The following is a 26199-nucleotide window of genomic DNA, read 5'->3' as shown; positions in this document are numbered from 1 at the left end:
ATTCTAAAGTGGCTGGCCTCACTGCGCCTTGTGGGGCGCCGGCCCGGATTTGATGATGGGGCTCATTCATTCAAACCAACGACATGGAGACAAGGATGAGCCAGAGAATTCCCCCCGGACAAATGCAGCGCCGCATGCTGACCATCGGCATGCTGATCGACCATGCCGAACGCAACCACGGCGGCACCGAGATCGTCAGCCGCCGCGTGGAAGGCGACATCCACCGCAGCAACTGGACCCAGGTCGCGGCCCGGGCGCGGCGCGTGGCGCGCTGGCTCGATGCCTCGGGCGTGGAACCCGGCGACCGCGTCTCCACCATCGCCTGGAACGGCTATCGGCACCTGGAGCTGTACTTCGGCGTGTCGGCCTCGGGCCGCATCCTGCACACCGTCAATCCGCGCCTGGCGCCGCAGCAGATCGCCTGGATGCTGGGCGACGCCGGCAGCCGGGTGGTGTGCTTCGACACGACCTTCGCGCCGCTGGTCGAGGCCGTCAAGCCCCATTGCCCAGGCGTCGCCCAGTGGGTGGAGCTGGCGGGCAACGGCCGCCCCGACGACTACGAAACCCTGATCGGCGCGCAAAGCGATGCGCCGCTCGACTGGCCCGCGCTGGACGAGGAAGCCGCCAGCAGCCTCTGCTACACCAGCGGCACCACGGGCAACCCCAAGGGCGTTCTCTACAGCCACCGCTCCTCCGTGCTGCATGCCTACGGCGTCGCGCTGCCCGACTCGCTGGGCCTGTCGGCGCGCAACAGCGTGATGCCCGTGGTGCCCATGTTCCACGTCAATGCCTGGGGCGTGCCCTACGCGGCGGCGCTTACGGGGTGCAAGCTGGTGTTTCCCGGGCCGCGGCTCGATGGCGCATCGGTCCATGAGCTGATGGAGGCCGAGGCGGTCGATATCTCGCCCGGCGTGCCCACGGTCTGGCAGATGCTGCTCGACCATGTCGAGCGCCATGCGCTGCGGTTCGGCAGCCTGCGGCGCCTGGTCGTCGGCGGAGCGGCCTGCCCGCCGGCGCTGATCCGCGCCTTCCAGGGCCGCCACGGCGTCGAGGTCATCCATGCCTGGGGCATGACGGAACTCTCGCCCCTGGGCACGGTGAACCAGCCCAAGCGGTCGCAGGCCGGGCTGGACGACGGCGCACGGGTTGCGTTGCAGGCCAAGCAGGGCCGGGCGGTGTGCGGCGTGGAGATGCGGCTGGTGGACGCGAACGGCGCCGATCTGCCGTTCGACGGCCGCAGCCAGGGCGAGCTGCTGGTGCGCGGGCCGTGGGTCGTGGAGCGCTACTTCAACCATGAGCGCCCGGCCACCGAGGACGGCTGGTTCCGCACGGGCGACGTCGCCTGCATCGACGCCGAGGGCTTCATGCAGATCACCGACCGGGCCAAGGATCTGATCAAGTCCGGCGGCGAATGGATCAGCTCCATCGACGTGGAAAACGCCGCGCTCGAGCATCCGGCGGTGGCCATGGCCGCCTGCATCGGCGTGCCCGATCCCAAATGGGACGAGCGTCCCCTGCTGTTGGCCGTGCTGCGACCGGGCGCCGAAGTCAGCGGCGACGCATTGCGCGGTTTCCTCGCGGGCAGGCTGCCGAAGTGGCAGGTGCCCGATGCGGTGGAGTTCGTCGATGCGCTGCCCATCGGCCCCACCGGCAAGATCGCCAAGCAGCCGCTGCGCGAGCGCTTCGCCGCGCGCCGCTCCGATGCCGCCGCCGTGGCGGCGTGAGGAGGCCGCCATGCAGATGAACCCCGCCCATTCCGCCGCCCAGCTGGCCGGCCTGCTGGCCCTGCAGCGCGCGGCCTTCGGCAAGGAGCCCATGCCTGCCTGGCCGGTGCGTGCCGACCGGCTGCGCCGCCTGCTGGCGCTCACCCATACCTACGAGCAGCGCTTCATCGCCGCCATCGACGCCGACTTCGGCGGCCGCAGCGTGCACGAGAGCCAGCTGGCCGAGCTGTTCGTGGTGCGCGCCGGCATCCGCCACGCGCTGCGCCACCTGCGCGGCTGGATGCGGCCGCGCCGCGTGCCCACGCAGCTGCACTTCCTGCCGGGCGGCAACCGCCTGCTGCCGCAGCCGCTGGGCGTGGTCGGCGTGGTCTCGCCCTGGAACTACCCGCTGCAGCTGGCGCTGGGGCCGGCGCTGGCCGCGCTGGCGGCGGGCAACCGGGTGCTGATCAAGCCGTCGGAGTTCACGCCGCGCTTCGCGGCCGAGCTGGCCCAGGCTGTGGCCGATGCGTTCGACCCGTCGGAGATGGCCGTGGTCACGGGCGATGCGGATGTGGGCCGCGCCTTCGTGGAGCTGCCCTTCGACCACCTGTTCTTCACCGGCTCCACGGCGGTCGGGCGGCTGGTGGCCCAGGCCGCGGCGAAGAACCTGGTGCCGGTGACGCTGGAGCTGGGCGGCAAGTCGCCCGCCATCCTCGACGCCAGCTGCGACCTGCGCGAGGCCCTGCCGCGCATCGCCTTCGGCAAGCTGCTCAATGCCGGGCAGACCTGCATCGCGCCCGACTACCTGCTGGTGCCGGCCGGGCAGGGCGAGGCGGTGGCACAGGGCCTGGCCGCTGCCATGGGCCGGCTCTACCCCCGGCTGCGCGACAACCCGGACTACACCGCCGTCGTGAGCGAGCGCCACCGCCAGCGCCTGCTGGTGCTGCTGGACGATGCCCGTGCGCAGGGCGCGCGCATCGTCGAAGTGAACCCCGCGCACGAAGACTTCGGCACCGGCACGCGCAAGCTGCCGCCCACCCTGGTGCTGGGCGCCACGCCCGGCATGCGCCTGATGCAGGAAGAGATCTTCGGGCCGGTGCTGCCCATCGTGGAGGTGGCCGGCACCGACGCGGCCATCGCCCATGTGCGGGCGGGCGATCCGCCGCTGGCGCTCTACTGGTTCGGGCGCGACCGGGCCGCTTGCGAGCGGGTCTTGAACGAGACCCTGGCCGGTGGCGTCACCGTCAACGACTGCCTGTGGCATCTGGTCCAGGAGCACCAGCCCTTCGGCGGCGTGGGCGCGAGCGGGCAGGGCGCCTACCACGGCCGCTGGGGCTTCGATCGGCTGAGCCACCTCAAGCCGGTCTTCCGTCAGGCGCGGCTGAACGGCAGCGGCCTGTTCCATCCGCCCTACGGCAAGACCTTCGAGCGCCTGCTCGGGCTGCTGGAGCGGCTGACCTGAAGTGACGACAAAGGAGACAGGAAAATGAGCGACATCTTCGATTTCGTGGTGGTGGGTGGCGGCTCCGGCGGCTGCGTGCTGGGCGGGCGGCTGACGGAAGACCCTGCCAACAGCGTCTGCCTGCTGGAGGCCGGCGGCCGGGGCGACGACATGCTCATCCGCATGCCGGCGGGCGCGGTGGCGATGATCCCCACGCACCTGAACAACTGGGCCTTCGAGACCGTGCCCCAGCCCGGCCTGGGCGGGCGCCGGGGCTACCAGCCGCGCGGGCGCACGCTGGGCGGCTCCTCGGCGATCAACGCCATGGTCTATATCCGCGGCCATCGCAGCGACTACGACGACTGGGCGCGCATGGGCGCCGCGGGCTGGTCCTACGACGAGGTGCTGCCGTACTTCCGCCTCTCCGAGCACAACGAGAGCATCCACGATGCCTGGCACGGCAGCGAAGGGCCGCTCTGGGTGGCCGACCCGCGCACCGACAACCCCCTGCACGCCGACTTCCTCGACGCCGGGCGGCAGGCCGGCCATGCGGTGAACGCCGACTTCAACGGCGCCGAGCAGGAGGGCGTGGGCGTCTATCAGCTCACGCAAAAGCACGGCGAGCGCTGCAGCGCGGCCCGCGCCTACCTGCTGCCGCACCTGGGGCGGCGCCAGAACCTGGAGGTCCGCACCCATGCGCGCGCCTTGCGCGTGCTGTTCGACGGCCGCCGCGCCGTGGGCGTCGAATACCTGCAGGACGGCGTGGTGCGCCGCGTGCACGCCCGGCGCGAGGTGATCCTGGCCACCGGCGCGCTGCAGACGCCGCAGCTGCTGATGCTCTCGGGCGTGGGCCCGCTGCATGCCCTGTCCGCGCACGGCCTGCCGATGGTGATGCACCTGCCCGGCGTCGGGCAGAACCTGCAGGACCATCCGGACTTCGTCTTCGGCTACCAGGTGGACACCACCGCCGCGATGGGCGTGTCGGCCAGGGGCGGCCTGCGCATGGCCCGCGAGGCGCTGCGCTACCGGCGCGAGCGGCGCGGCATGCTGACCTCCAACTTCGCCGAATGCGGCGGCTTCCTGCGCTCGCGTCCCGACGCCGAGCGGCCGGACCTGCAGCTGCACTTCGTCGTCGCCATGGTGGACAACCATGCCCGGCGCTTCCACGGCGGCCATGGCCTCTCGTGCCACGTCTGCCTGCTGCGCCCGCGCAGCCGGGGCAGCGTGGCCCTGGCCAGCCGCGACCCGCTGGCCGCGCCGCTGATCGACCCGGCCTTCTACGCCGACGGGCAGGACCTGGAAGACATGGTGCGGGGCTTTCGCATCACGCAGAAGATCATGCAGGCGCCCGCCATGGCGCGCTGGCTGCGCCGCGACATGTTCACGCAGGGCGTGGAGACGGACGAACAGATCCGCGCCGTGCTGCGCGCGCGCACCGACACCGTCTATCACCCCGTCGGCACCTGCCGCATGGGCGAGGACGAGAACGCGGTGGTCGATCCACAGCTGCGCGTGCGCGGGCTGGACCGGCTGCGCATCGTCGATGCCTCGGTGATGCCGACGCTGATCGGCGGCAACACCAATGCGCCCACGATCATGATCGCCGAGAAGGCGGTGGATCTCATCCTCGGCCGCCAGCGCATCGCGCCGGAGCAGGCCGCATCTCCCCTGACCGCACCGGAGGCCGACCATGCGCTCGCCTGAACCCGCCATCACCGCCTATCGCTTCCTCATCATCGGCACCGGCTTCGCCGGCCTGGGCATGGCCATCGCGCTGCGCAAGGCCGGCATCGAAGACTTCGCCCTCCTGGAAAAGGCCGGCGACGTGGGCGGCGTCTGGCGCGACAACGCCTACCCCGGCGCCGCCTGCGACGTGCCCTCGCACCTGTATTCGTTCTCCTTCGAGCCCAACCCGCGCTGGAGCCGTGTGTTCGCGCCGCAGCAGGAGATCCTGGAGTACCTGCGCCACTGCGCCCGCCGCTACGACCTGCTGCGCCATGTGCGCCTGCAGAGCGAAGTCGCCTCCGCCGCGTGGGACGAGGCCGGCCAGCGCTGGCTGGTGCAACTGCAGGACGGCCAGCGGCTGGCAGCGCAGTTCCTGGTCAGCGGCACGGGCCAGCTCAGCCGGCCGGCGCTGCCGGCCATCGCCGGCATCGAGAGCTTCGCCGGCCCCAGCTTCCATTCGGCGCGCTGGGACCAGGGCGTTGACCTGGCCGGGAAGCGCGTGGCCGTGATCGGCACCGGCGCATCGGCCATCCAGTTCGTGCCGGCCATCGCCGGCCGGGTGCAGGAGCTGCATGTGTTCCAGCGCTCGCCCAGCTACATGATGCCGCGCCCCGACCGGGCCTACGGCGGGCTGGAGAAGGCGCTGTTCCGCTTCGTGCCCGGCGCCATGCGCCTGCACCGCGCCTGGATCTACGCCAAGTACGAATCGCGGGCCTTGGCCTTCACGCGCTTCAAGGGGCTGATGCAGTGGGCCGTGGGCCGGCCGTTCCGCAAGATGCTGGGGCGGCAGGTGCCCGATGCGGCGCTGCGCGAAACCCTCACGCCCGACTACCCCATCGGCTGCAAGCGCATCCTGCTGTCGAGCGACTACCTGGCGACCATGGCGCGCAGCAACGTGCATGTGCAGACCGGCGCCATCGACCGGGTGGAGCCGGAAGGCGTCCGCACCCGCGACGGCCGGCTGCACCGCGCCGACGTGATCGTCTATGGCACGGGCTTCGCGGCGACGCAGTTCCTCTCGCCCATGAAGATCACCGGGCGCGGCGGCCTGGACCTGAACGCCGCCTGGCAGCGCGGCGCGGCGGCCTACCTGGGCATCACCGTGCCGGGCTTTCCCAACTTCTTCATGCTCTACGGCCCCAACACCAACCTGGGCCACAACTCGATCGTGTACATGATCGAGAGCCAGATCGCCCACGTCATGCGCTGCGTGGGCGCCATGGAGCGGGCGGGTGCGGCCACCATCGAGCCCGATGCGCAGCGCTTCGAGCGCTACAACCGCCACATCCAGCAGCGCCTGCGGCAGACCGTCTGGAACGGCTGCAAGAGCTGGTACGTGGATGCCAACGGCCACAACAGCACCAACTGGCCGGGCTTCACGCTGAGCTACCGGATGGCCACGCGCTGGTCGGGCCTGAATGCCTACCGGATGCAGAGCGCCCAGGCGGGCGCCGACGCCACGCGCATCGCGCCTGCGCCGGGCGCGGCCGAAGCGCTGCCTGCCGGGTTCCTGCGCGGCTTCCTGCGGCTGGGCTTCAAGAGCCTCATCGGCCCGCCCTTCGGCGCCGGCTGGCAGCGTGCGGTGGTGGGCCTGCTGTCGCCGTTCATGCCGGGCGTGCGCGGCACCCTGAGCTACCAGGAGCGCTGGGGCGGCGTGCCGGTGCAGATCGTCGCGCCCACTGCGGGCGAGGGACGCACGCATGTGCTCTACCTGCACGGCGGCGCGTTTTGCCTGGGCAGCCCGCGCACGCACCGCAGCATCACCACCCGGCTGGCCCTGGCGGCCGGTGCCGTGGTGGCCGTGCCCGACTACCGCCTCGCGCCCGAGCACCCGTACCCCGCCGCCCTGGACGACGCCCGCGCCTGCTACCAGGCCCTGCTGGAGCGCGGCGTGGCGCCCGAACGCATCGTGCTCGCCGGCGATTCGGCCGGGGGCGCGCTGGTCATGGCGCTGCTGCTGTCGCTCAGGCGCTCAGGCCAGCCGCTGCCGGCCGGTGCATTGCTGATCTCGCCCGTGACCGACCCGGCGCTACAGGGCGCGAGCCTCGCCACCCGGCGCGCGGCGGACCCGATGATCCGCGAAGGCTGGCTGCGCCAGGGGCTGGGCTGGTATGCGGCGCCGGCCGGCGCGGCGGAACACCGTCCGCTGCAGGCCGATCTCTCGGGCCTGCCTCCGGTGATGATCCAGGTTGGCGAGCGGGAAGTGCTGCTGGACGATTCGCTGAGGCTGGCGGCCCGGCTGGAGCAGGCCGGCGTCGAATGCCGCCTGCAGGTCTGGCAGGGGCGCTGGCATGTGTTCCACCTGCAGTCGGCCTGGCTGCGCTCGGCGGCGCAGGCCATCGATGCGCTGGGCGCGTTCGCAAACCAGCTGGTGCAGAGCGCGGCGGGCCGCGAAGCGGCCATCGCCTCGGCACGCAGTGCGGCGGCAGCGAAGACGAAGGCCGCGAGCCCGGAGGCGGTGGCTACGCCGTGAAGGAACGGAGGAGGGACGTCAGAACGTGAAAACGTTCTCAGGCGATGACCCACACCTTGCGCACCGTCTCGATGGTGCGCCAGGTGCCCACGTAGCCGGGCTTCATGATGAAGCAGTCGCCGGCCTTGTAGATCTTGGGCTCGTGGCCGCGCTCGGTGATCTCCACCACGCCGGAGAGGATCAGGCAGAACTCCCAGGTCTCGCCCTTGATGGAGTGGTTCACGCCGGGCGTGGCTTCCCAGACGCCGGCACGCACGGCGCCGTCCTTGGCGCTGTCGATGTCCCAGTTGCGGCAGACGATGTCGCCTTCGATCACGCGGTCGGCCGGCGGACGGTATTCGCGGGCTTCGCCGAGTTGGTCGAAGTTGAAGGTGACGAGCAGATCGGACATGGGTTGGGCTCCAGCGGCGCAAGGGTTGTTTCGGATGCACCGATGCTAGAAGCGCAGGCCGCCCGCGTGGTGCGGAAGTGGCGGCCCCGTTCAGCGGCAAATGCGCTATGGGGCCGGCGCTTCAGCGCAATCTGCCGGCGGCCGGCGCATCGCCCCTTGTGACCTCATCCAGACGGGAGACGTATGGACGCACCCGCGTTGTTCAGGTTGGTTCCTGCATGCAGTGGATGCACATGCCATGCCGGGCATTGCCGCAGAACTCCGCGACGTGGCGCAGAAGCGTCCGCGGATGCACGCCGAATTCATGCGCGACCTGCAGCGTCGTCCAGCCGTGCACCCGGCGCAGGGTGCATGCTCGCTGGCATTGCTGCGGCGTCAGCGAGGGGGGTCGCCCCAGACGCGTACCTTGGCTGCGTGCCGCATGCATGCCGGCACGCGTACGTTCGCTGATCAGTGAGCGTTCGAACTCGGCCAGTGCGGCCATCATGTGGAACAACAGTCGACCTCCAGAAGAATGGGTGTCGATGGCCTCGGTGAGAGATTGGAAGCTCACCTCCCTATGGCCTAGCTGCTCCATCAGCTTGACCAGGTGGGTCAGCGAACGACCCAGCCGGTCCAGTCGCCACACTACCAGCTTGCCCCCGGGCTTGAGCTGGCGCAGCGCCCGGTCCAGACCTGGGCGCGATGTGCGCTGGCCCGAAACTCCATGGTCCGTGTAAATATGCTGGCAACCAATGGCCTCAAGAGCCTGTATTTGCAAGTTGAGGCTCTGGTCTTCTGTCGATACGCGCGCATAGCCGATCAGCATGATGGTTGCCTTTTATTTCTTTTGGTATTTCCTCTCCATGAGCGCACGCGCAGGCATGGTGCCTGTTTTGAAGCCATTTCTGTTGCTGGGTGAAAGGGGCTGACACAACGCTGGAACGCGTTTCCGGTCGGTCGCAGCGGTGGAGGCATGGCGGGGACGCGAGGCCAGCCAGCCGCGGCAACGACGCGAAAACTGCTCTGTGGGCCGGTTGGGGCAGGACAGCGAAAAACGGCATCCCTGATAGTCGTTCCCGTCGGCCAAGCCATCGGCACGGCTCGCCGGGGGCCTCTTTCGACGCCTCCTGTGCGGTGCTGTGTCGCAGCGAAGTGCGCAGCTCCCGGATTGCGGGCTCGAGTTTGATGGAGGTGCGGTCGTTGGACACGACCTCGCCGCCCGCACCGATCAGCGAAGCCAGGGGAGCCCCCCAGTCCTTGTTCACCTCGAACCAGTTCGCGGAGGTTCTCGAACGGACCTCGTCGTCGCTCCCCGCTCTGCTTCAGCACCTCGCCCACGCTCTCTGCGGCGGCCCGTGTGAACTGCGTCCATCGACCCACCATCGAGGCCGATGGTGTCCGCGGGCCATGCTGAATAAGCGTGCAGCGGCGCCAGTGGGCGGCAGGTGCCGCTCCCATACCATTCCTGCAGCAGTGTCGATGCATCATGGCGTGATTTCCATCATCATGGTTTCAGTCAGTTGTCGTGCTTGCATCGCCTGGACTCCACCTTGTGGGCCCTGGGCGGACGCTGGGATTTCGAGAAGGCATCGCGGTGAGGTGAATGTCTTCGCCTATTCGTCGGTCTGAGCGGACATTGCTTCGCGTGTTCTCTGAAGACCAGACCGTTTCGGGAAGGGGGCTGGCGCAGCCTTCTCAGGGCCCGCCATGCTTTTCACTCAACACATCCAGCGAATGGGTACATTCTGAAAAGATCCCGACAAACTGAGCATGACCAATGCATGACCAAGGCGGTCAGGGGGGCTTCAGCGACAGACCCTGCTGAACAGCTGAGAGAGCGGAGCCGGCACGCGTGCGGCCAGCGCTTCGCGATACGATTCGGTGACCATCACGGGGCAGCGGCGGGCGAGTGAGCGTGATCTTTTCACCTCTGCGTTCCACTCGGCACGCTGATGCTCACCCCCTCGCTGGCGCAGCAAATAGCCCGCCCGGAACAGGCGCACCTCCGGCGCCTCCTCCGAGTAGTCCAGCACATGCGCAAACAGCATTTCCAGCACAGGATCTTCGAATCCGGGAAGCGCGGTCTCCAGCAAGAGCCACCCTAGATCCACCGCGATCAGCAGCCCTTCAATGCCCAGGGACTGTCCGCTCTCCCAGACTTGTCGCAAGCATTCGATCGCACGGAATCGATCTCCATGTGCCAGAGCCACGGCGGCCTGCCGCCGCTCCATGCAACCTGCCGTAGGGGGGATGATCAGAGCGCTGACAAGCTGAGCGGCCTCATGGAGATGTCGCAGCTCAATGGCCAGGAAAACCATTTCGGCCTTGGCCATCTGGATATACAGGCTGTTTGAACCAGCCGCTGCCAGCGTGAAAGCCCGCAGTCTCTCCAGCGCTGCGGCGCTCTCTCCCGCACACCACTCCATCTGCGCCCGCAGGAAATGCAGCAAGCCTTTTTGTGCCCTCTGCAGGTCTCGTTGAGCAGCCACATTGTTGGCTGTGGCGGTTGCCTCGTGATACAGCCCAGCTTCAATCAGCAGCGACACTTCCATCAGCTGGGTCCAGTGCAGGCTCGAACGATCCCCGATTCGAACCCACAGGGACACACTCTTGCGCACTGCCTTGATGGCCCGCTCGTACTCGCGCTGGTAATGATGCTCGGCTGCCTGCGACCGGAATGCACGTGCCTTGTACTCCAGCACATCCGTGCGCTGGGCCAGATCGAAGGCACGCTTGGAGGCCTCGCTGGCGCGGTACGGAAAATCCATGCCGCGCAGCAGTGCTGCATGGATCAGCCAAGCTCGTGCCTTGATCTCGAGTTGTCCGAGCTGCTCTGCTTCTTCAACCCCCTGTTCTCCAAGGCTCAAGGCCGTGGTGATGTCCAGTTGCCGGCCTGCCGCTCGCGCGGCCTTGCCCAAGATATCGGGGCGAAGCGTCTGCGCCCCTGGCACCTGCGCCGACAGGCGCAATGCATCATCAAAGAAGGCCCGTGCTTCGGCGACCCGGTCCGCTTCAAAGGCGCCCTGCGCGCGCAGTGACAGGAGTTCGACGCGCGTCAGCGACCGCTCAGGCAGGGCAGGATCTGCCAAGGCGAGGTCCGCACGCTCGATGGCTTCAAGATGCCCCCCTGACTGAATCAACAAGCGCACATGCAGCAGGCGCACCGAAAGTGTCTCGGGGAGGTGCAATCGGCAACTCTCCAACAGGGACAGCGCGCGGCCGGGGGAGCCCGCCTGCCTGAGCGAGACGACTATGGCCAACTGTTCCAGCCAGAAACTGTCCACATGCGCCGGCTCGTCTAGGACGCGCTCGCCAGTCAAGGTTTGGGCCATGCGCCGCGCCAGTCGGATGACGTCTCCACCGTGCTCCTCGAAAGTCAGGATCCCGGGCGCCTTCATCCCACGCCAAGCGCGCAGCACGAACACCTGTCCATGCCAGGAGAGCTCGGACCGCACGACATCCACGACCCCGAGGCGGGGACCAAGCGGGGCATGCGTGCCGCTGTCATGGAGCTCAATGCAACTGGCGATCTGGGCTTCGGTGGCAAGCACTGGCCTGAAACCGCCCATGTCTTCTATCCACTGCTGGATGAGGCCTGCCAGCCCTGCGCTCACCCAGGACAGGGCGGGATTGCCCGTGCGATCCTGAACCGGCAGCAGAGCCAATCGCGGCCCGCTGACCACTGCGCACGCTGTCGTGTCAGGATCGTCCTCCTTCGTGGAACCGCGCTCGCTGACCTCTGCGTCAAAAAGATATCCGAGTCGGGGCACGGTCCGGAGCAGCCGGGGCGCTCTGGCGTCATCGAGCAGCGCTCGGCGCGCCTTCATCACGGCACGCGCGACGACAGTCTCGGTCACAAAGCTGGTACGCCAGATCGCAGGCAGGAGTTCCGCCTTGGATACAACGCGACGCGGACGCTTCGCCAGGAAGCTCACCAGATCAAACACGAGAGGCTGCAAATCGACCTGTACACCGTTGCGCAAAAGCACCCGGCGATCTGTATCGACAAGAAAGCCCTCAAACGCTAATTTCGCCATCGAAAAAGACTCGTTTCAAGGAAGAAGCTCTGCGTGGGTTGCTGCCGGTTTCTAGGACTGGACTGCACCCCGCATCTGCGGACACCAGATCACTCTTGATTTAGAACGTGTTCCCGATCTCCCAGGGGTCGCGCAGCGGTGTGGGCGGGATGGGATGCAAGGCGTGGTGCGCAGTGGATAGCACGGCTATCCACAAGCGCCGCAACGCCGCAGACCGCCCGCCGACGTCGCTGCCCTTCGGGTTGGAGCGAAATCGGGCGATCGGACGCCCCGGCTGCTTGCATGGGCATGAGCCCATGCGGCGCATCCGAAGCATCCACTCATCCCGATTGCGCTCCAACGCGATCCCCTGCGAGATCGTGAACACGTTCTTAGAGAATCTCTACGTTGCTGGAATTCATGCGGCGATTGGTATTTCAGGGCACGGCGAGGATGATGCTCGTTTTGCGAAAGGTCTGCAGAGCGCGCATGAGTGTGCTGATGCGCGGAACCCGTGGAGGGGCGAGGCAGCTGAACTCGCTTCTTCTTGGCTCATGTGCATGTGGGTTCAGATCGGCCGTCGATCTGGCCTGTCTGGTGCTCTGCGGGCGCACTCATGCCATGGCCCCCAGCAATTTGCACCGCACCAGCCAGAGATTGGCTAACGCAAACAGCGGGCGCAACTGCGCGGTGTTCTTGGCCAGCCCTCGGTAGCACAGCTTGGCGCGACCGAACTGGCGCTTGCGCGCGCGGCACGGGTGTTCATGGGTGCTCGAAGGCGAGTTCGAGGTTCTGGATGGTCATGTGCGCATTTGGCTTGCGCATGGATGCGATGGGCGCGCGCTTCATCGTTTTGAAGAGCGATGCGGCCAGCTTGGTGGCGAATCGGCTGAGAAACACTGCCTGATCGGCGAAACCATGGCCGTCCGACTTCTGGGGCCCTTCAATTCCGCAGCGATTGCGCCCGGGGTTGAATGCCGGTGCATCGGGTTCCTGTTCACTTGATCGCCTTCAGCCGCGCGAGCCCGCGTTGCACCGTGCGCGGATGTACTTTCAGTTCGCCAGCAATCTCACGCAACGTCTTTTGGCCGCGTTTGAGTTGTAGGCTGACCTCGATCAGCTGCCGCTGCGTCAGCAGCGGTCTGCGTCCGATGCTGCGCCCGGCCGCGCGAGCCGCCTCCATGCCGGCCCGGGTGCGCTCGCTGATCAGGGTGCGCTCGAACTCCGCCAGCGCCGCCATCATGTGGAACACCAATCTCCCGCCGGAGGAGCGAGTGTTGATGTGCTCGGTGATGGAGTGGAAGGAGACCTTGCGTCGTCCCAGTGTTTCCAGCAGCCACACCAGGTGCGGCAGCGAGCGGCCCAGCCGGTCCAGCCTCCACACGGCCAGCGTGTCGCCGGGTTTGAGCCGTGCCAGCGCCCGATCCAGTCCGGGGCGCGAGTTGACCGCGCCAGAAATGCCGTGGTCGGAATAGATCTTGTCGCAGCCTAAGTGCTGCAGTGCTTGGATTTGCAGATCCAGACACTGGTCTTCAGTAGAAACCCGTGCGTAGCCAATCATCAAAGCGGAAACCATCCCTGGAAGTTGGGGCGCTTCCCCGACTGGCTTGTTGCCGGCCAGCCACAGAGGTCATCTTCCCTCTTTTGGAACGCGCCCTGAGTTGACAGAACGGGTCCCTATCGCCATGGGGGGGCTATCGGGGGCCAAAGCCCTGTAACTCCCCAGTAATCTGTGTATGCGGTCGGATGGTCACACAACCGACCCATTTTGTACTTAACCAGCACATTCGGCCAGCACAACCATCTCGTGAGCCGTCGTGGCTTGCTGGCTGGTCCTCGGGAGGGAGCACTTGCCGGTGACGGCCCAGGGGGCGTTGCCACAGCCCCGATGGCGGCCTACGCCCTTGTCGATCTGCACAACCGCGATCACTTGGCGGTGGTGTATGGCGAAGACTTCGCCGCAGCTGCGTTGCGCGCCCTGCAATGGCGCCTGCATCTGTGGGGTGGCTCGGTTGCTACCGTGGACCATCGCCGGTTCCTCGTGGCATTGCCCCCGCTGGCCGATCAAGCCGCGGCGGCGCGTGAGGCGAGTGCTTTGCCCGACGCGCGGATCGAGGCATGGCAGCAGGCCTTGTTTGCCCAGCCTTTCGCCAGCCAGGGGCGCCGTGCCTTGCTGGTGGTCAGTGTCGATCGGGTCCAGTTGCCGGCGCATGACTACCTGGACGGCCGTCTGCCGCACCTGCAGGAGTTCGAAGGCCAGGGCATGGGTGTTCCCGCCTTGCCTTCCCTGCCGTGCGGCTGGGTGGGGCGCCTGGCCTACGAAGCCGACATGGAAGCGGCGCTGGCTTTCCATCGGGCCCTGACGCAGGGGCGGGTGCAGCTGGCGCTGCAGCCCGTCGTTTCCGCTGGGGCGTCGGGGCGTGCGTCCGGGGATGACGTGCTCTACCAGGAGGCCTTGCTGCGCGTGGCCGCGTGCGCCGGTGAACCCGACATGTCGGCATGCGAACTGGTACCTGCGCTGGAGCGCCTGGGGCTGGTGCGGCTGCTGGACTGGGTGGTGCTGGATGCCGTCGTCGGCCAGCTGGAAGCGGATCCGTCGCTGCGGCTGGGGTGCAACCTGTCCGCGCAAAGCCTGGTGCCGGGCACCGGGAGCTGGGGCGGCATCTTCGATCGCCTGCGCAAGGCGCGCTCGGTCGCAGCGCGCCTGACCCTGGAGATCACCGAAACCGCGCCCCTGCCCGACTTCGGGCAGGCCGTGGAGCTGGTGAAGGCCATGCGGCAGATGGGCTGCCAGATCGCCATTGACGACTTCGGGGCCGGCTATACCCGGCTGGACTTCGTGTGCGCCGTTGCACCGCAGGTGATCAAGCTCTGCGGCGGGCTGGTGCGCGCCGCTTCCGGCAGCCGTACCGCCGCTGACTACCTGCAGCACTTGGCGGCGTTGGCCGGAACGCTGTCACCGCTGGTCGTGGCCGAAGGGGTGGGCTCGCAGGACGAGGTGCTGGCGGCCAGCCTGGCGGGCGTGCCCTGGCTGCAGGGCCGTGCGGTGGCGCCAGTCACCGTGGGCCAGCCGAGCATTCAGCTGATCCTGCCCGTGGGCATGGAGCAGCCATGAAGCCGCTGTCCCTCGGTCTACGCCACGCTGCAGCGGTGCTGCTCGCGCGCTGGCTGCCCGAGTGGATGCGTGTGCCGTCGGTCGTGCTGCCCGTGCTGGCCTGGCTGAACCCGCATGCGGTGGCGCAGGTCGGCGACGAGCCCGTGCAATGGGCGCAGCGCGTGTCGCTGCTGCTGCAAAAGCAGCTGCTGCGCCTGCCGAGCGAGCAGTCCGCATCGCGCGGCGAAAGCCAGGCGCTGGAGCACTACGGCGCAGGCGTAGCCCTCGGCTTCTACGCCTTGCCCCCCCATTTCGACGACCCCCACCTCTCCATGTCACCAGTGCCCGGGTCGCGCTGGAGCGCGGCGCAGCTGCGCCGCGTCCGGCTCATCGGCTTCTCACACGGCGCCTGCGTGCGCGAGTACGCCGGCTACCTGCGTTCCCCGCCAGGCGGGCACAGCGCCCCCCATCACTCCGCCACCGCACAAGCAATTCGCAACATCGAAGGAAACATGCAATGAACAAGATCTACCGCACTGTGTGGAGTCGCTCGCGCTGCCAGCTTGTGGTCGCCTCTGAAATAGCGTGCCATCGCGGAAGCGGCAATGGTGAAGGCGGCGGCACGCTGGACTTGCGCAAGTCCGGCGGCGGCACGGGCGCTTCGGCTGCGTATGGCCGCGCAGGCATGGCGCTGCGCCCGATCGCGGCGGCGCTATCGCTGGGCCTGATCTTCGGGGCAGGCCCCGCCGTAGCGGAAGTTGCCTTGGATGCCGGTGCTGTTGCTTCCGATGTGGGCGCTGTCGCTATAGGTCAGCGGGCCAAGGCATCCGGCAACAGCTCGCTTGCCCTGGGTGTCGATTCTGCAGCTTCTGATACGGGCGCTACGAGCATTGGCCTCCGTGCCAAGGCTTCCGGAAATAGCGCCATTGCCTTCGGGTCGGATTCTGCCGCCGCAGGGGTCGGAGCTATCGGCATAGGGGTGAAAGCCAACGCGGCCTTCGATACCGCTATTGCCTTGGGAAGCGACGCAGGCGCTTCCGCTATTTCCTCCATCGCCATTGGGACTCGTTCCGTCGCGTCCAATGCCAGCACCATCGCTATAGGTCCCCGTTCCCAAGCCTCTGGCAATGGCGCTACGGCCTTGGGCGCCGATTCCGCAGCTTCTGCTGACAACGCCATCGCTTTAGGTGCTCGCTCCAAAGCGTCGTTCTCCGGTGCTACCGCCGTAGGGACGGATGCCACATCCTTGGATGTCAATGCCGTCGCCCTGGGTGCCCGCTCCAAAGCTTCAGGTAATGGCGCCATCGCATTTGGGGCCGAAGGGAATTCCGCAGGCATTGGTGCCATTGCCATTGGCATACGAGCCAGTTCTTCCGGAAATAGCGCCATTGCCTTCGGCTCAGATTCTGTCGCTAAGGGGATCGGAGCCCTCAGCATGGGTCTGAGAGCCAACTCGTCCGTCGATAACGCCATGGCCTTGGGGACCCAATCCACAGCTTCCGGTGATGGTGCTATCGCCTTGGGGTCGAACTCTCGGGCGACAGGAACTTGGGGCGTAGCGATCGGTACAAGTGCAACGAGCAATGGATTCCGTTCGTCAGCCATCGGTGCATTTTCCAGCGCCGATGGCGACTATGCGCAGGCGCTGGGACAGTTCTCGAATGCCTCGGGTGCGGTGGCCACAGCCGTGGGCCGCAACACCCAGGCCACCGGGTTTGGGTCGGTTGCGCTCGGTTCTAGCGATAACACCCTTCTTGGCGGTAGCGGTGGCGCTGCCAACGCATCCGGAGCGAATGCCATCGCCATTGGTGGGAAGTCCAGGGGGCAGGCGGATAACGCTTCGGCGATCGGCTTCGGTGCAGTGGCAGGTGGCCTCAATGCCTTTGCAGGCGGCGCCAATTCCAGCGCCCAGGGGGCGTCTTCAGTGGCACTGGGCGATGGCGCCCTGGCCGAAACGGCGCAGTCGGTCGCGATCGGCAAATCGGCCACGGCCAAGGGTGGAAAGGCCGTATCGATCGGTGCAGGCAATGTCGCCGATGGCGATGGCGCCGTGGCGATCGGCGATCCGAACATTGTTGCGGGCGCAGGTGCTGTAGCGCTGGGCAAGGACAACACCGTTAACGGCGATGGAGCGGTGGCGATCGGGAACACCAACAATGCCCAAGGGCAGGGCTCGATCGCGCTCGGCATCCGGTCTTCGACGAGCAGTGCCGGCAGCGTAGCCCTGGGCGATACGGCAGCCGCCAAGGCGACCAATTCCATGGCCCTCGGCTCCGGCGCTGTCGCCAACAACGCGAACGACGTGGCGCTGGGCGCCGGCTCGGCAACCAGCGCAGCCGCGCCGACTGCATCGGTCACCATCAATGGCACCAGCTACAACTTCGCGGGAGCGAGTCCGTCGAGTGTCGTGAGCATTGGCTCTGCGGGCAATGAAAGGCAGCTGAAGAATGTCGCGGCTGGTGCATTGTCCGCAGCGTCTACCGACGCGGTGAATGGCTCGCAGCTGTTCGCGACCAATCAGGCCCTTTCCATCGCTGGCGGGAAAATCGACGCCCTTGGTACGTCGGCGGCCAGCGTGATCGGCGACAGCGCGACTTACAACAGTACGACGGGCACCCTGGCGATTGGCAACAACATCGGCGGCACGGGCCAGGGCACGATCGGCGCAGCCATCGGAACCGCCAACACGACGGCAAACACGGCCCTTGCCACGGCCAACAAGGGTTTCAATGTGCAGGCCAACGGCGACACCGCCACCCAGGTCAAGCCGGGTGACACGGTGCAGTTCAAGGATGGCCAGAACATCAAGGTCACGCGCACGGGCACGGACATCACGGTGGCGACGGCCGACGATCTGAAGGCGACGTCCATCGCGACCGGCAACGCCAAGCTGGACACCAATGGCCTGGCGATCACCAACGGCCCGAGCGTTCTGGCCTCCGGCATCGATGCGGGTGGCAAGAAGATCACGAACGTGGCCAATGGCGACCTGTCCGCCGCATCCAAGGACGCGGTCAACGGATCGCAGCTGTTCGCAACCAATCAGGCAATGGGTGGCTTGGGCTCCCGAGTGGATCAACTGGGCACCTCGACGGCCGGCACGCTGGGCGGCAACGCCGCCTATGACGCGACGACCGGCAAGGTCACGGTGAGCAATGTCGGCGGCACGGGCAAGAACACCGTCAACGACGCGATCGCCGCAGTGCAACAGACGGCCAATACCGGCTGGAACGTGCAGGCCAACGGCGACACCGCCACCCAGGTCAAGCCGGGCGACACGGTGCAGTTCAAGGATGGCAAGAACATCAAGGTGACCCACAACGGAGCGGACATCACGGTGGCGACGGCCGACGATCTGAATGCGACGTCCATCACCACTGGAAACAGCAAACTCGACACCAATGGCCTGACGATTGCCAACGGCCCCAGCGTGCTGGCTTCGGGCATCAATGCGGGCTTGAAGACGATCACCAATGTGGCTTCCGGGGCTGTGACAGCGAGTTCCACCGATGCGGTCAACGGCTCGCAGCTCTTTGCAACCGGAAACAGCATGCGGGGTGTCCTGGGGGGCAACGCTACCTACGCCAATGGCAGCTTGACGATGTCGAACATCGGCAACACCGGCCAGAGCACCATCCACGGCGCAATCAACAACGTCAACAACACCGCCAACAACGCCGCTACGCAAGCCACGGGTGCAAACACCACCGCCAACGCTGCCCTGTCCACAGCCAATACTGCGATCGCAACGGCCAACCTGGGCTGGAACATTCAGACAAACGGGGATACGCCCTCGAATGTGGCTCCTGGTACGACGGTCGAGCTCATCAATGGCCAGAACATCAAGGTGACGCGCAACGGTACGGGTGTGACGATTGCGACAGCCGATGATATTGCTGCGATAAGCGTGACGACCGGCAATGCGAAGCTGGATACGACGGGCCTCACGATCACGAACGGCCCGAGCGTGCTGGCTTCCGGTATCGATGCGGGTGGCAAGAAGATCACCAACGTTGCTAGCGGCGACCTGTCCGCCGCATCCAAGGATGCGGTCAATGGATCGCAGCTGTTCACGACCAATCAGGCACTTAACGGCATGGGCTCCCGAGTGGATCAACTGGGCACCTCGACGGCCGGCACGCTGGGCGGCAACGCCGCCTATGACCCGGCCACGGGCAATGTCACGGTGAGCAACGTCGGCGGCACGGGCAAAGACACCGTCAACGACGCGATCGCCTCGGTGCAACAGACCGCTAACGCGGGCTGGAATGTCCAGGCCAATGGCGATGCTGCGACGCAGGTCAAGCCGGGCGACACGGTGCAGTTCAAGGACGGGCAGAACATCAAGATCACGCGCACGGGCACGGACATCACCGTTGCCACGGCCGATGACCTGAAGGCCACCTCGATCACCACGGGCAATGCGAAGCTGGATACGACCGGCCTCACGATCGCGAACGGCCCGAGCGTGCTGGCTTCTGGCATCGATGCCGGCGGCAAGACGATCACGAACGTGACCAATGGCGACCTCTCCACTGCGTCCAAGGACGCGGTGAACGGTAATCAGCTGTTTGCCACCAATACCAACGTGACGAATCTTCAGGGCGACGTGACCAACCTCACCAACAACGTGAAGAATGGAACGACGGGCGTGGTGCAGCGGACAACGACGGCTGACACGACGGTTTTGACGGCTGCGGGCGCCACTTCGGCGGCTCCTGGCAATGCCCAGAAGCTGACGAACCTTGCGGCAGGCACGGTTGCATCCGGCTCGACGGATGCGGTCAACGGCGGCCAGTTGTTCGCCAGCAATTCAAGCATCGCCGGCAATCTCGGCGGTGGTGCCACCGTCAACCCAAACGGAACGATCAGCGCGCCGACATATACGATTCAAGGCAAAAATTACAGCAACGTGGGCTCGGCCTTTGATGGGGTCAATGGCAGTCTGACGACGCTGAATACGCAGATCACGAACATCAATGGTGGTGGTGGCATCAAATACTTCCATGCCAACTCGTCACTCACCGATAGCAATGCAGGTGGTGTTAACAGCATTGCGGTTGGACCCGTAGCGGTTGCGACCGGCGAAAGCAGCATGGCGACCGGCAACAAGGCCGCAGCAATTGGGGCCTCCAGCACAGCAGTTGGTGATAGTGCCAAGGCATCAGCCGATAATGCAATGGCAATCGGTGCGGCAAGTACGGCCTCTGGAGCTAGTTCTATTTCCATGGGGCGGCAATCAGTCGCTAATGAGGTCAACTCAATCGCAATCGGAACTCAGGCGCAGGCCCTTTGGGCTGGTGCTGTGAGCATTGGTGGCAATGCCGATGCGATGGCAACGCGTGCAACTGCCGTCGGTTCGCAAGCGAAGGCTTTTGCCGTTAACTCGACTGCTATCGGTGGGTTGAGCAGGGCGATCGGCGAAAGGTCTACTGCTATTGGATGGCAAGCGGGTGCTGGCGGCATTTCGGCTACAGCCATGGGCGACACGGCGCGTGCCAAGGGTGACAATTCGGTTGCCATCGGCACGAGTGCAAGTGCGGAGACGGCGGAAGCCGTGTCTATTGGTAACAACGCCGTCGCCAAAGGTGGAAAGTCGGTTTCCATCGGTTCTGGCAATACTGCCAACGGCGATGGCGCCGTTGCTATCGGAGATCCGAACACAGCGGGTACGGCCTCAGTCGCTATGGGGCGTGATAACTCGGCCAATGGCAATAGCGGTTTTTCGGGCGCAGTTGCCTTGGGTGACAAAAACACGGCGAGCGGGCTTGGTGCCGTGGCTCTGGGTAGCAATAACTCGGCTATCGGCGTTGGTTCAGTGGCTATCGGTGCAGACAGCATCGCTGGCAACAGTTCGGTTGCGATTGGTAGTCGAGCCAATGCGGGCTCTGTCCTTAGTATCGCCGTGGGCCAGGGCGCGTCAGCCTCTCTTAACAACTCCGTGGCCATTGGCGCTGATTCGACCACCGCCAATGCTGCAACACGTGAAAACGGCGTAACCCTCAACGGTAACAATTTCAGCTTCGCAGGCAACACGCCTGCCGGTGTTCTCAGCGTGGGCGCTGCTGGTGCTGAAAGACAGATCAAGAACGTCGCTGCGGGCGCATTGTCTGCGACATCGACGGATGGCGTGAATGGCTCGCAATTGTTTGCGACCAATCAGGCGCTGACCTCGGTCAGTACGAAGGTCGATACGCTCGGCACATCGACGGCAAGCTCAATCGGTGGCAATGCATCTTATGACAGCACGACGGGTACGCTGACGGCTGGCACCAACATCGGTGGCACCGGTCAGACCACCATCGCCGGTGCGATTGGTTCGGCGAACACAACGGCCAATACGGCTCTTGATACAGCCAACAAGGGCTGGAACGTGCAGGCCAATGGCGACGCTGCGACGCAGGTCAAGCCAGGTGACACGGTGCAGTTCAAGGATGGTCAGAACATCAAGGTGACGCGCAGCGGAAATGACGTGACGGTTGCGACGGCAGACGATATCGACGCCACAAGCGTGACGACGGGCAATGCCAAGCTCGACACCAACGGTCTGACAATTGCGAATGGTCCAAGTATCCTGGCGTCCGGCATTGATGCAGGCTCCAAGAGGATCATCAATGTTGCTGCGGGCGATATCTCGACAGCCTCCTCGACGGATGCCGTGAATGGCGGGCAGCTGTTTACGACCAACCAGAATGTCACGAATCTCTTCAACAGCGTGGCGAATGGCGCGGCAGGCGTGGTGCAGCGGACGACGACTGCTGACGAGACTGTGTTGACCACGATGGGTGGTACAGCCGCCGCTCCTGGCAATGCCCAGAAGCTGACGAATCTTGCGGCTGGAACTGTTGCCTCCGGCTCGACGGATGCAGTGAATGGCAGCCAACTGTTTGCCACATCGACCAGCGTTGCCAATGTTATCGGTGGCTCGACTATCAATGCCGACGGCACAATCACAGGCCCAAGCGACATTGGTGGTACGGGAAAGACAACCGTCAACAATGCCATCGCTGCGGTGAACAGCACGGCCAACAAGGGCTTCAACGTGCAGGCCAATGGCGACACTGCAACGCAGGTTGCGCCCGGCGCCACGGTGCAGTTCAAGGATGGCCAGAACATCAAGGTAACGCGCATTGGTTCCGATATCACGGTCGCTACGGCCGATGACTTGACGGCGACGTCCATCACCACGGGTAACAGCAAGCTCGACACCAATGGTCTGACGATTACCAATGGCCCGAGCATGCGGGCTTCGGGCATCGATGCGGGCTCGAAGAAGATCACCAACGTGGCTGATGGCGACCTGTCCGCCACGTCCAAGGACGCGGTGAACGGCTCCCAGCTGTTCGCGACCAATCAGGTAGTTGCTGGCCTGGGCACGCGGGGTGACCAGCTTGGAACCTCGACGGCCACGGTGCTGGGCGGCAATGCAGCTTATGACCCGGCCACCGGCAAGGTCACGGTGAGCAATGTCGGCGGCACGGGCAAGGACACCGTCAACGACGCGATCGCCGCAGTGCAACAGACCGCTAACGCGGGCTGGAATGTGCAGGCCAATGGCGACGCTGCGACACAGGTCAAGCCGGGCGAAACGGTGCAGTTCAAGGACGGGCAGAACATCAAGGTCACGCGCACGGGCGCGGACATCACCGTGGCCACGGCCGACGATCTGAAGGCGACGTCCATCACAACCGGCAACGTCAAGCTGGACACCAATGGCCTGGCGATCACCAACGGCCCGAGCGTGCTGGCGTCCGGCATCGATGCCGGCGACAAGACGATCACGAACGTGGCCAACGGCGACCTCTCCGCTGCGTCCAAGGATGCAGTGACTGGCTCGCAGCTGTTCACGACCAATCAGGCGATCACTGGCCTGGGCGCGCGGGGTGACCAGCTTGGAACCTCGACTGCCACGGTGCTGGGCGGCAATGCGGCCTATGACTCGACTACGGGCAAGGTCGGTATGAGCAATGTCGGCGGCACGGGCAAGGACACCGTCAACGACGCGATCGCTTCGGTGCAGCAGACGGCCAACGCTGGTTGGAACGTGCAGGCCAATGGCGATGCTGCGACGCAGGTGCAGCCGGGCAGTACCGTCCAGTTCAAGGATGGCCAGAACATCAAGGTCACGCGCACGGGCACGGACATCACCGTGGCCACTGCCGACGATCTGAAGGCGACGTCCATCACGACCGGTAACGCCAAGCTGGACACCAATGGCCTGGCCATTGCGAACGGACCCAGTGTTCTCGCCTCCGGCATTGATGCCGGCGACAAGAAGATCACTAACGTGGCCAATGGTGACCTGTCCGCTGCGTCCAAGGACGCGGTGAATGGTAATCAGCTGTTTGCCACCAACCAGGCGATCACGGGCCTGGGCGGGCGGAGCGACCAGCTCGGCAGTTCGACGGCCAGCACGCTGGGCGGCAACGCCGCCTATGACGCGACGACCGGCAGGGTCACGGTGAGCAATGTCGGCGGCACCGGCAAGGACACCGTCAACGACGCGATCGCTTCGGTGCAACAGACCGCTAACGCGGGCTGGAATGTCCAGGCCAATGGCGATGCTGCGACGCAGGTCAAGCCGGGCGACACGGTGCAGTTCAAGGATGGCCAGAACATCAAGGTCACGCGCACGGGCACGGACATCACGGTGGCCACGGCCGATGATCTGAAGGCGACGTCCATCACGACCGGCAACGCCAAGCTGGACACCAATGGCCTGGCCATTGCGAACGGACCCAGTGTTCTCGCCTCCGGCATTGATGCCGGCGGCAAGAAGATCACGAACGTGGCCAACGGCGACCTCTCCGCTGCGTCCAAGGATGCGGTGACTGGCTCGCAGCTGTTCGCCACCAATCAGGCGATCACGGGCCTGGGCGGGCGGAGCGACCAGCTCGGCAGCTCGACGGCCAGCACGCTGGGCGGCAACGCCGCCTATGACGCGACGACCGGCAAGGTCACGGTGAGCAATGTCGGCGGCACGGGCAAGGACACCGTCAACGACGCGATCGCTTCGGTGCAACAGACCGCTAACGCGGGCTGGAATGTCCAGGCCAATGGCGATGCTGCGACGCAGGTCAAGCCGGGTGACACGGTGCAGTTCAAGTATGGGCAGAACATAAAAATCACGCGCACGGGCACGGACATCACCGTGGCCACGGCCGATGATCTGAAGGCGACGTCCATCACTACGGGCAATGTGAAGCTGGATACGACCGGTCTCACGATCACGAACGGTCCCAGCGTGCTGGCCTCCGGTATCGATGCCGGTGACAAGAAGATCACCAACGTGGCCAACGGCGACCTCTCCGCTGCGTCCAAGGACGCGGTGAACGGCAGCCAACTGTTCACGACCAACCAGACGGTCAATGACGTTGCCTCGAACACCAGCCAGTACCTGGGCGGTGGTGCGGACGTGAAGAACGGCAAGGCGCCGAGCTATTCGATCGGTGGTTCGATCTACAACAACGTCGGTGATGTGTTCTCGGCGATCGACGGCGGTTCGTCGGGGGTGGTGCAACGCACGAGCACTCTGGACGAAACGGTGCTGACGGCCAAGGGTGGCACTGCGGCTAATCCAGGCAATGCCCAGCGCCTGACCAATCTGGCCGCAGGTGCGGTGTCATCGTCCTCGACGGATGCAGTGAACGGTTCGCAGCTGTTTGCGGTGGATCAGAAGGCCGGTGCGGGCTGGAACATTTCTGCTCAGGGCAGCAACAGCACCAATGTGGCGCCAGGCGCTACCGTGGATCTGAAGAACAGCGACGGAAATATCGTGGTGCGCAAGACCGCGTCCGGCAATGACGTCACCTTCGACCTGTCCAAGGTGCTGACGCTGGACAGCTTGACGATGGGCAATACCTTCATTGACACCGCTGGTGTGAAGGTCGGCAGCGACGTGGTGCTGGGAAGCACGGGCCTCGTCATTGCCAACGGGCCCAGCGTGACCCGTGCTGGCGTGGATGCTGGCGGCATGAGGATCGTCAACGTAGCGGCCGGTTCGGCCGCCACCGATGCGGTCAACGTCAGCCAGTTGCAGGCAGCGGTGTCCAGCGGGCGGACGCGCTACTACGGCGCCAACGACGGTGGCACGCAAGGCGGCAACAGCAACGGCGATGGAGCGACTGGCAGCCAGGCTCTGGCCGCAGGGGTCGGGGCAACGGCCTCCGGCGCGGGTGCCTCGGCGGTGGGCGCTGCGGCCTCGGCCTCGGGTGCAGGCGCTGTCGCGCTGGGCCGCAATGCCAGCGCCCGGGCCGATGGCAGCGTGGCGGTTGGCGATGGCGCCAGCGATGGCGGCCGCGGTGCGGAGCGCTATACCGGCACGTACTCGGGAGTGCAGAACGACACGGCGGGCACGGTTTCGATCGGTAATGCCAGCGCCGGCCAGATCCGCACGCTGAGCAATGTGGCCGATGCCCGGGAGGCCACGGATGCGGTCAATCTGCGCCAGCTCGACGGCGCGGTGCGGCAGGCCAACGTCTATACGGACAGCCGCGTGCAGCAGGTGAGCCAGCAGACGGTGCAGAACACGACCAACGTGCAGAACCTGCGCGACGGCAAGGACGGGCTCTTCCAGGTCAACAACACTGACGGCAAGGCCAAGCCCTCGGCGACCGGCAGCAATGCCGCCGCCGGCGGAAGCGGTGCGGTGGCCTCGGGTGACCGTAGCCTGGCGCTGGGCACCGATGCGCAGGCGACTGCGAACAACGCCGTGGCGCTGGGAAGCGGCGCTGTGGCCGACCGGGCCAACAGCGTGTCGGTCGGTGCGGCGGGCCGTGAGCGGCAGGTCACCAATGTGGCGGCGGGTTCGGCCGACACGGATGCGGTCAACGTGAGCCAGCTCCGGTCGTCGCAGCAGGGAATGGTGCGCTACGACACGAACCCCGATGGCACCAGCAACTACAGCCGGATCACCATGGGTAACGGCCAGGGGCCGGCCACGATCTCCAACGTGGCGCCCGGCGTGGCGGGCACCGATGCCGTCAACGTGGACCAGCTGAACCAGGGTCTGGCCGAACAGCGTGCCTATACGGACCGTGCGGTGAACACGGTGCGGCGCGAGGCCAATGCCGGCATCGCAGCGGCGATCGCCACGGCCAATCTGCCGCAGGCGTACGCGCCGGGCAGGGGGATGACGTCGGTGGCCATCGGCACCTATGGCGGGCAGTCGGCGCTCGCGGTCGGCGCCTCGGTGCTCTCGGACAGCGGACGCTGGATCTTCAAGTTCAGCGGGTCGGCGACCACCCGGGGCAGCGTGGGCGTAGGCGGCGGCGTGGGCTTCGCCTGGTGAGGGCCTGAGGGCGCCGAGCCGGCGTGATCGCCTCGGGGCCGGAGATCCCCTTCGCTCCTTGGGACAGGGGCTTCTCCACCGCCT

12 protein-coding genes and 1 pseudogene are annotated in these 26199 nt (G+C 66.0%); 7 read left to right on the top strand and 6 right to left on the bottom strand.

What is annotated here, in order from left to right; all coding sequences use genetic code 11:
- Window positions 1–95: 95 nt before the first annotated feature.
- From BM070_RS00225 to BM070_RS00210, 4 genes are read left to right on the top strand one after another with little or no spacing between them, the layout of a single operon-like run.
- Window positions 96–1724, top strand: a complete 1629-nt coding sequence (locus tag BM070_RS00225) for a long-chain-fatty-acid--CoA ligase (protein WP_092936439.1) — start codon at window positions 96–98, stop codon at window positions 1722–1724.
- A 16-nt stretch (window positions 1725–1740) separates the two neighbouring features.
- Complete coding sequence (locus BM070_RS00220) at window positions 1741–3165, top strand: coniferyl aldehyde dehydrogenase (RefSeq protein ID WP_217648924.1); 1425 nt, start codon at window positions 1741–1743, stop codon at window positions 3163–3165.
- 24 nt (window positions 3166–3189) lie between these two features.
- Window positions 3190–4848, top strand: a complete 1659-nt coding sequence (locus tag BM070_RS00215) for a GMC family oxidoreductase (protein ID WP_092936435.1) — start codon at window positions 3190–3192, stop codon at window positions 4846–4848.
- Window positions 4835–7342 (top strand): flavin-containing monooxygenase, encoded by a 2508-nt coding sequence (locus BM070_RS00210; protein ID WP_092936433.1) that lies wholly within the window; start codon window positions 4835–4837, stop codon window positions 7340–7342. Before BM070_RS00215 ends, BM070_RS00210 begins: the two co-directional genes overlap by 14 nt.
- 37 nt (window positions 7343–7379) lie before the next feature.
- Here the strand turns inward: BM070_RS00210 and BM070_RS00205 are convergent, their stop codons facing one another.
- The 6 genes and pseudogenes from BM070_RS00205 to BM070_RS00190 all read right to left on the bottom strand — a co-directional run bounded on the left by BM070_RS00205 (window position 7380) and on the right by BM070_RS00190 (window position 13295).
- The gene (locus BM070_RS00205; protein WP_092936431.1) at window positions 7380–7733 is read right to left on the bottom strand and encodes a cupin domain-containing protein; all 354 of its coding nucleotides are present in this window, start codon (window positions 7731–7733) and stop codon (window positions 7380–7382) included.
- 202 nt (window positions 7734–7935) lie between these two features.
- Window positions 7936–8541 (bottom strand): recombinase family protein, encoded by a 606-nt coding sequence (locus BM070_RS00200; RefSeq protein WP_092936429.1) that lies wholly within the window; start codon window positions 8539–8541, stop codon window positions 7936–7938.
- Window positions 8542–9520: 979 nt separating this feature from the next.
- Entirely contained in the window at window positions 9521–11752 is a 2232-nt protein-coding gene (locus tag BM070_RS00195; protein ID WP_092936427.1) for a winged helix-turn-helix domain-containing protein, read from the bottom strand.
- A gap of 593 nt (window positions 11753–12345) precedes the next feature.
- A pseudogene (locus tag BM070_RS23970) lies at window positions 12346–12495 on the bottom strand (IS5/IS1182 family transposase); the annotation flags it as partial.
- Window positions 12494–12631, bottom strand: a complete 138-nt coding sequence (locus BM070_RS24725) for a hypothetical protein (protein WP_175518382.1) — start codon at window positions 12629–12631, stop codon at window positions 12494–12496. The gene BM070_RS24725 and the pseudogene BM070_RS23970, both read right to left, overlap by 2 nt.
- A 97-nt stretch (window positions 12632–12728) precedes the next feature.
- Window positions 12729–13295 carry a recombinase family protein gene (locus BM070_RS00190; protein ID WP_092937259.1) on the bottom strand — a complete coding sequence of 189 codons (567 nt, stop codon included), beginning with the start codon at window positions 13293–13295 and terminating at the stop codon, window positions 12729–12731.
- Window positions 13296–13499: 204 nt separating this feature from the next.
- Here BM070_RS00190 and BM070_RS00185 point away from each other — a divergent pair, with 204 nt between their 5' ends.
- Genes BM070_RS00185 through BM070_RS00180 form a run of 3 tightly spaced genes read left to right on the top strand, consistent with a single transcriptional unit; the run spans window position 13500 to window position 26115 of the window.
- Window positions 13500–14846, top strand: coding sequence for an EAL domain-containing protein (locus BM070_RS00185; protein ID WP_139222748.1), 1347 nt, complete (start codon window positions 13500–13502; stop codon window positions 14844–14846).
- Entirely contained in the window at window positions 14843–15346 is a 504-nt protein-coding gene (locus BM070_RS24720; protein ID WP_175518381.1) for a hypothetical protein, read from the top strand. Before BM070_RS00185 ends, BM070_RS24720 begins: the two co-directional genes overlap by 4 nt.
- Window positions 15343–26115, top strand: coding sequence for an ESPR-type extended signal peptide-containing protein (locus BM070_RS00180; protein WP_175518380.1), 10773 nt, complete (start codon window positions 15343–15345; stop codon window positions 26113–26115). The genes BM070_RS24720 and BM070_RS00180 overlap by 4 nt, the downstream gene beginning before the upstream one ends.
- Window positions 26116–26199: the final 84 nt, after the last annotated feature.

Source organism: Paracidovorax wautersii (genome assembly GCF_900113035.1).
Classification (GTDB): domain Bacteria; phylum Pseudomonadota; class Gammaproteobacteria; order Burkholderiales; family Burkholderiaceae_C; genus Paracidovorax; species Paracidovorax wautersii.
This window is presented reverse-complemented; position numbering and strand designations above follow the sequence as displayed.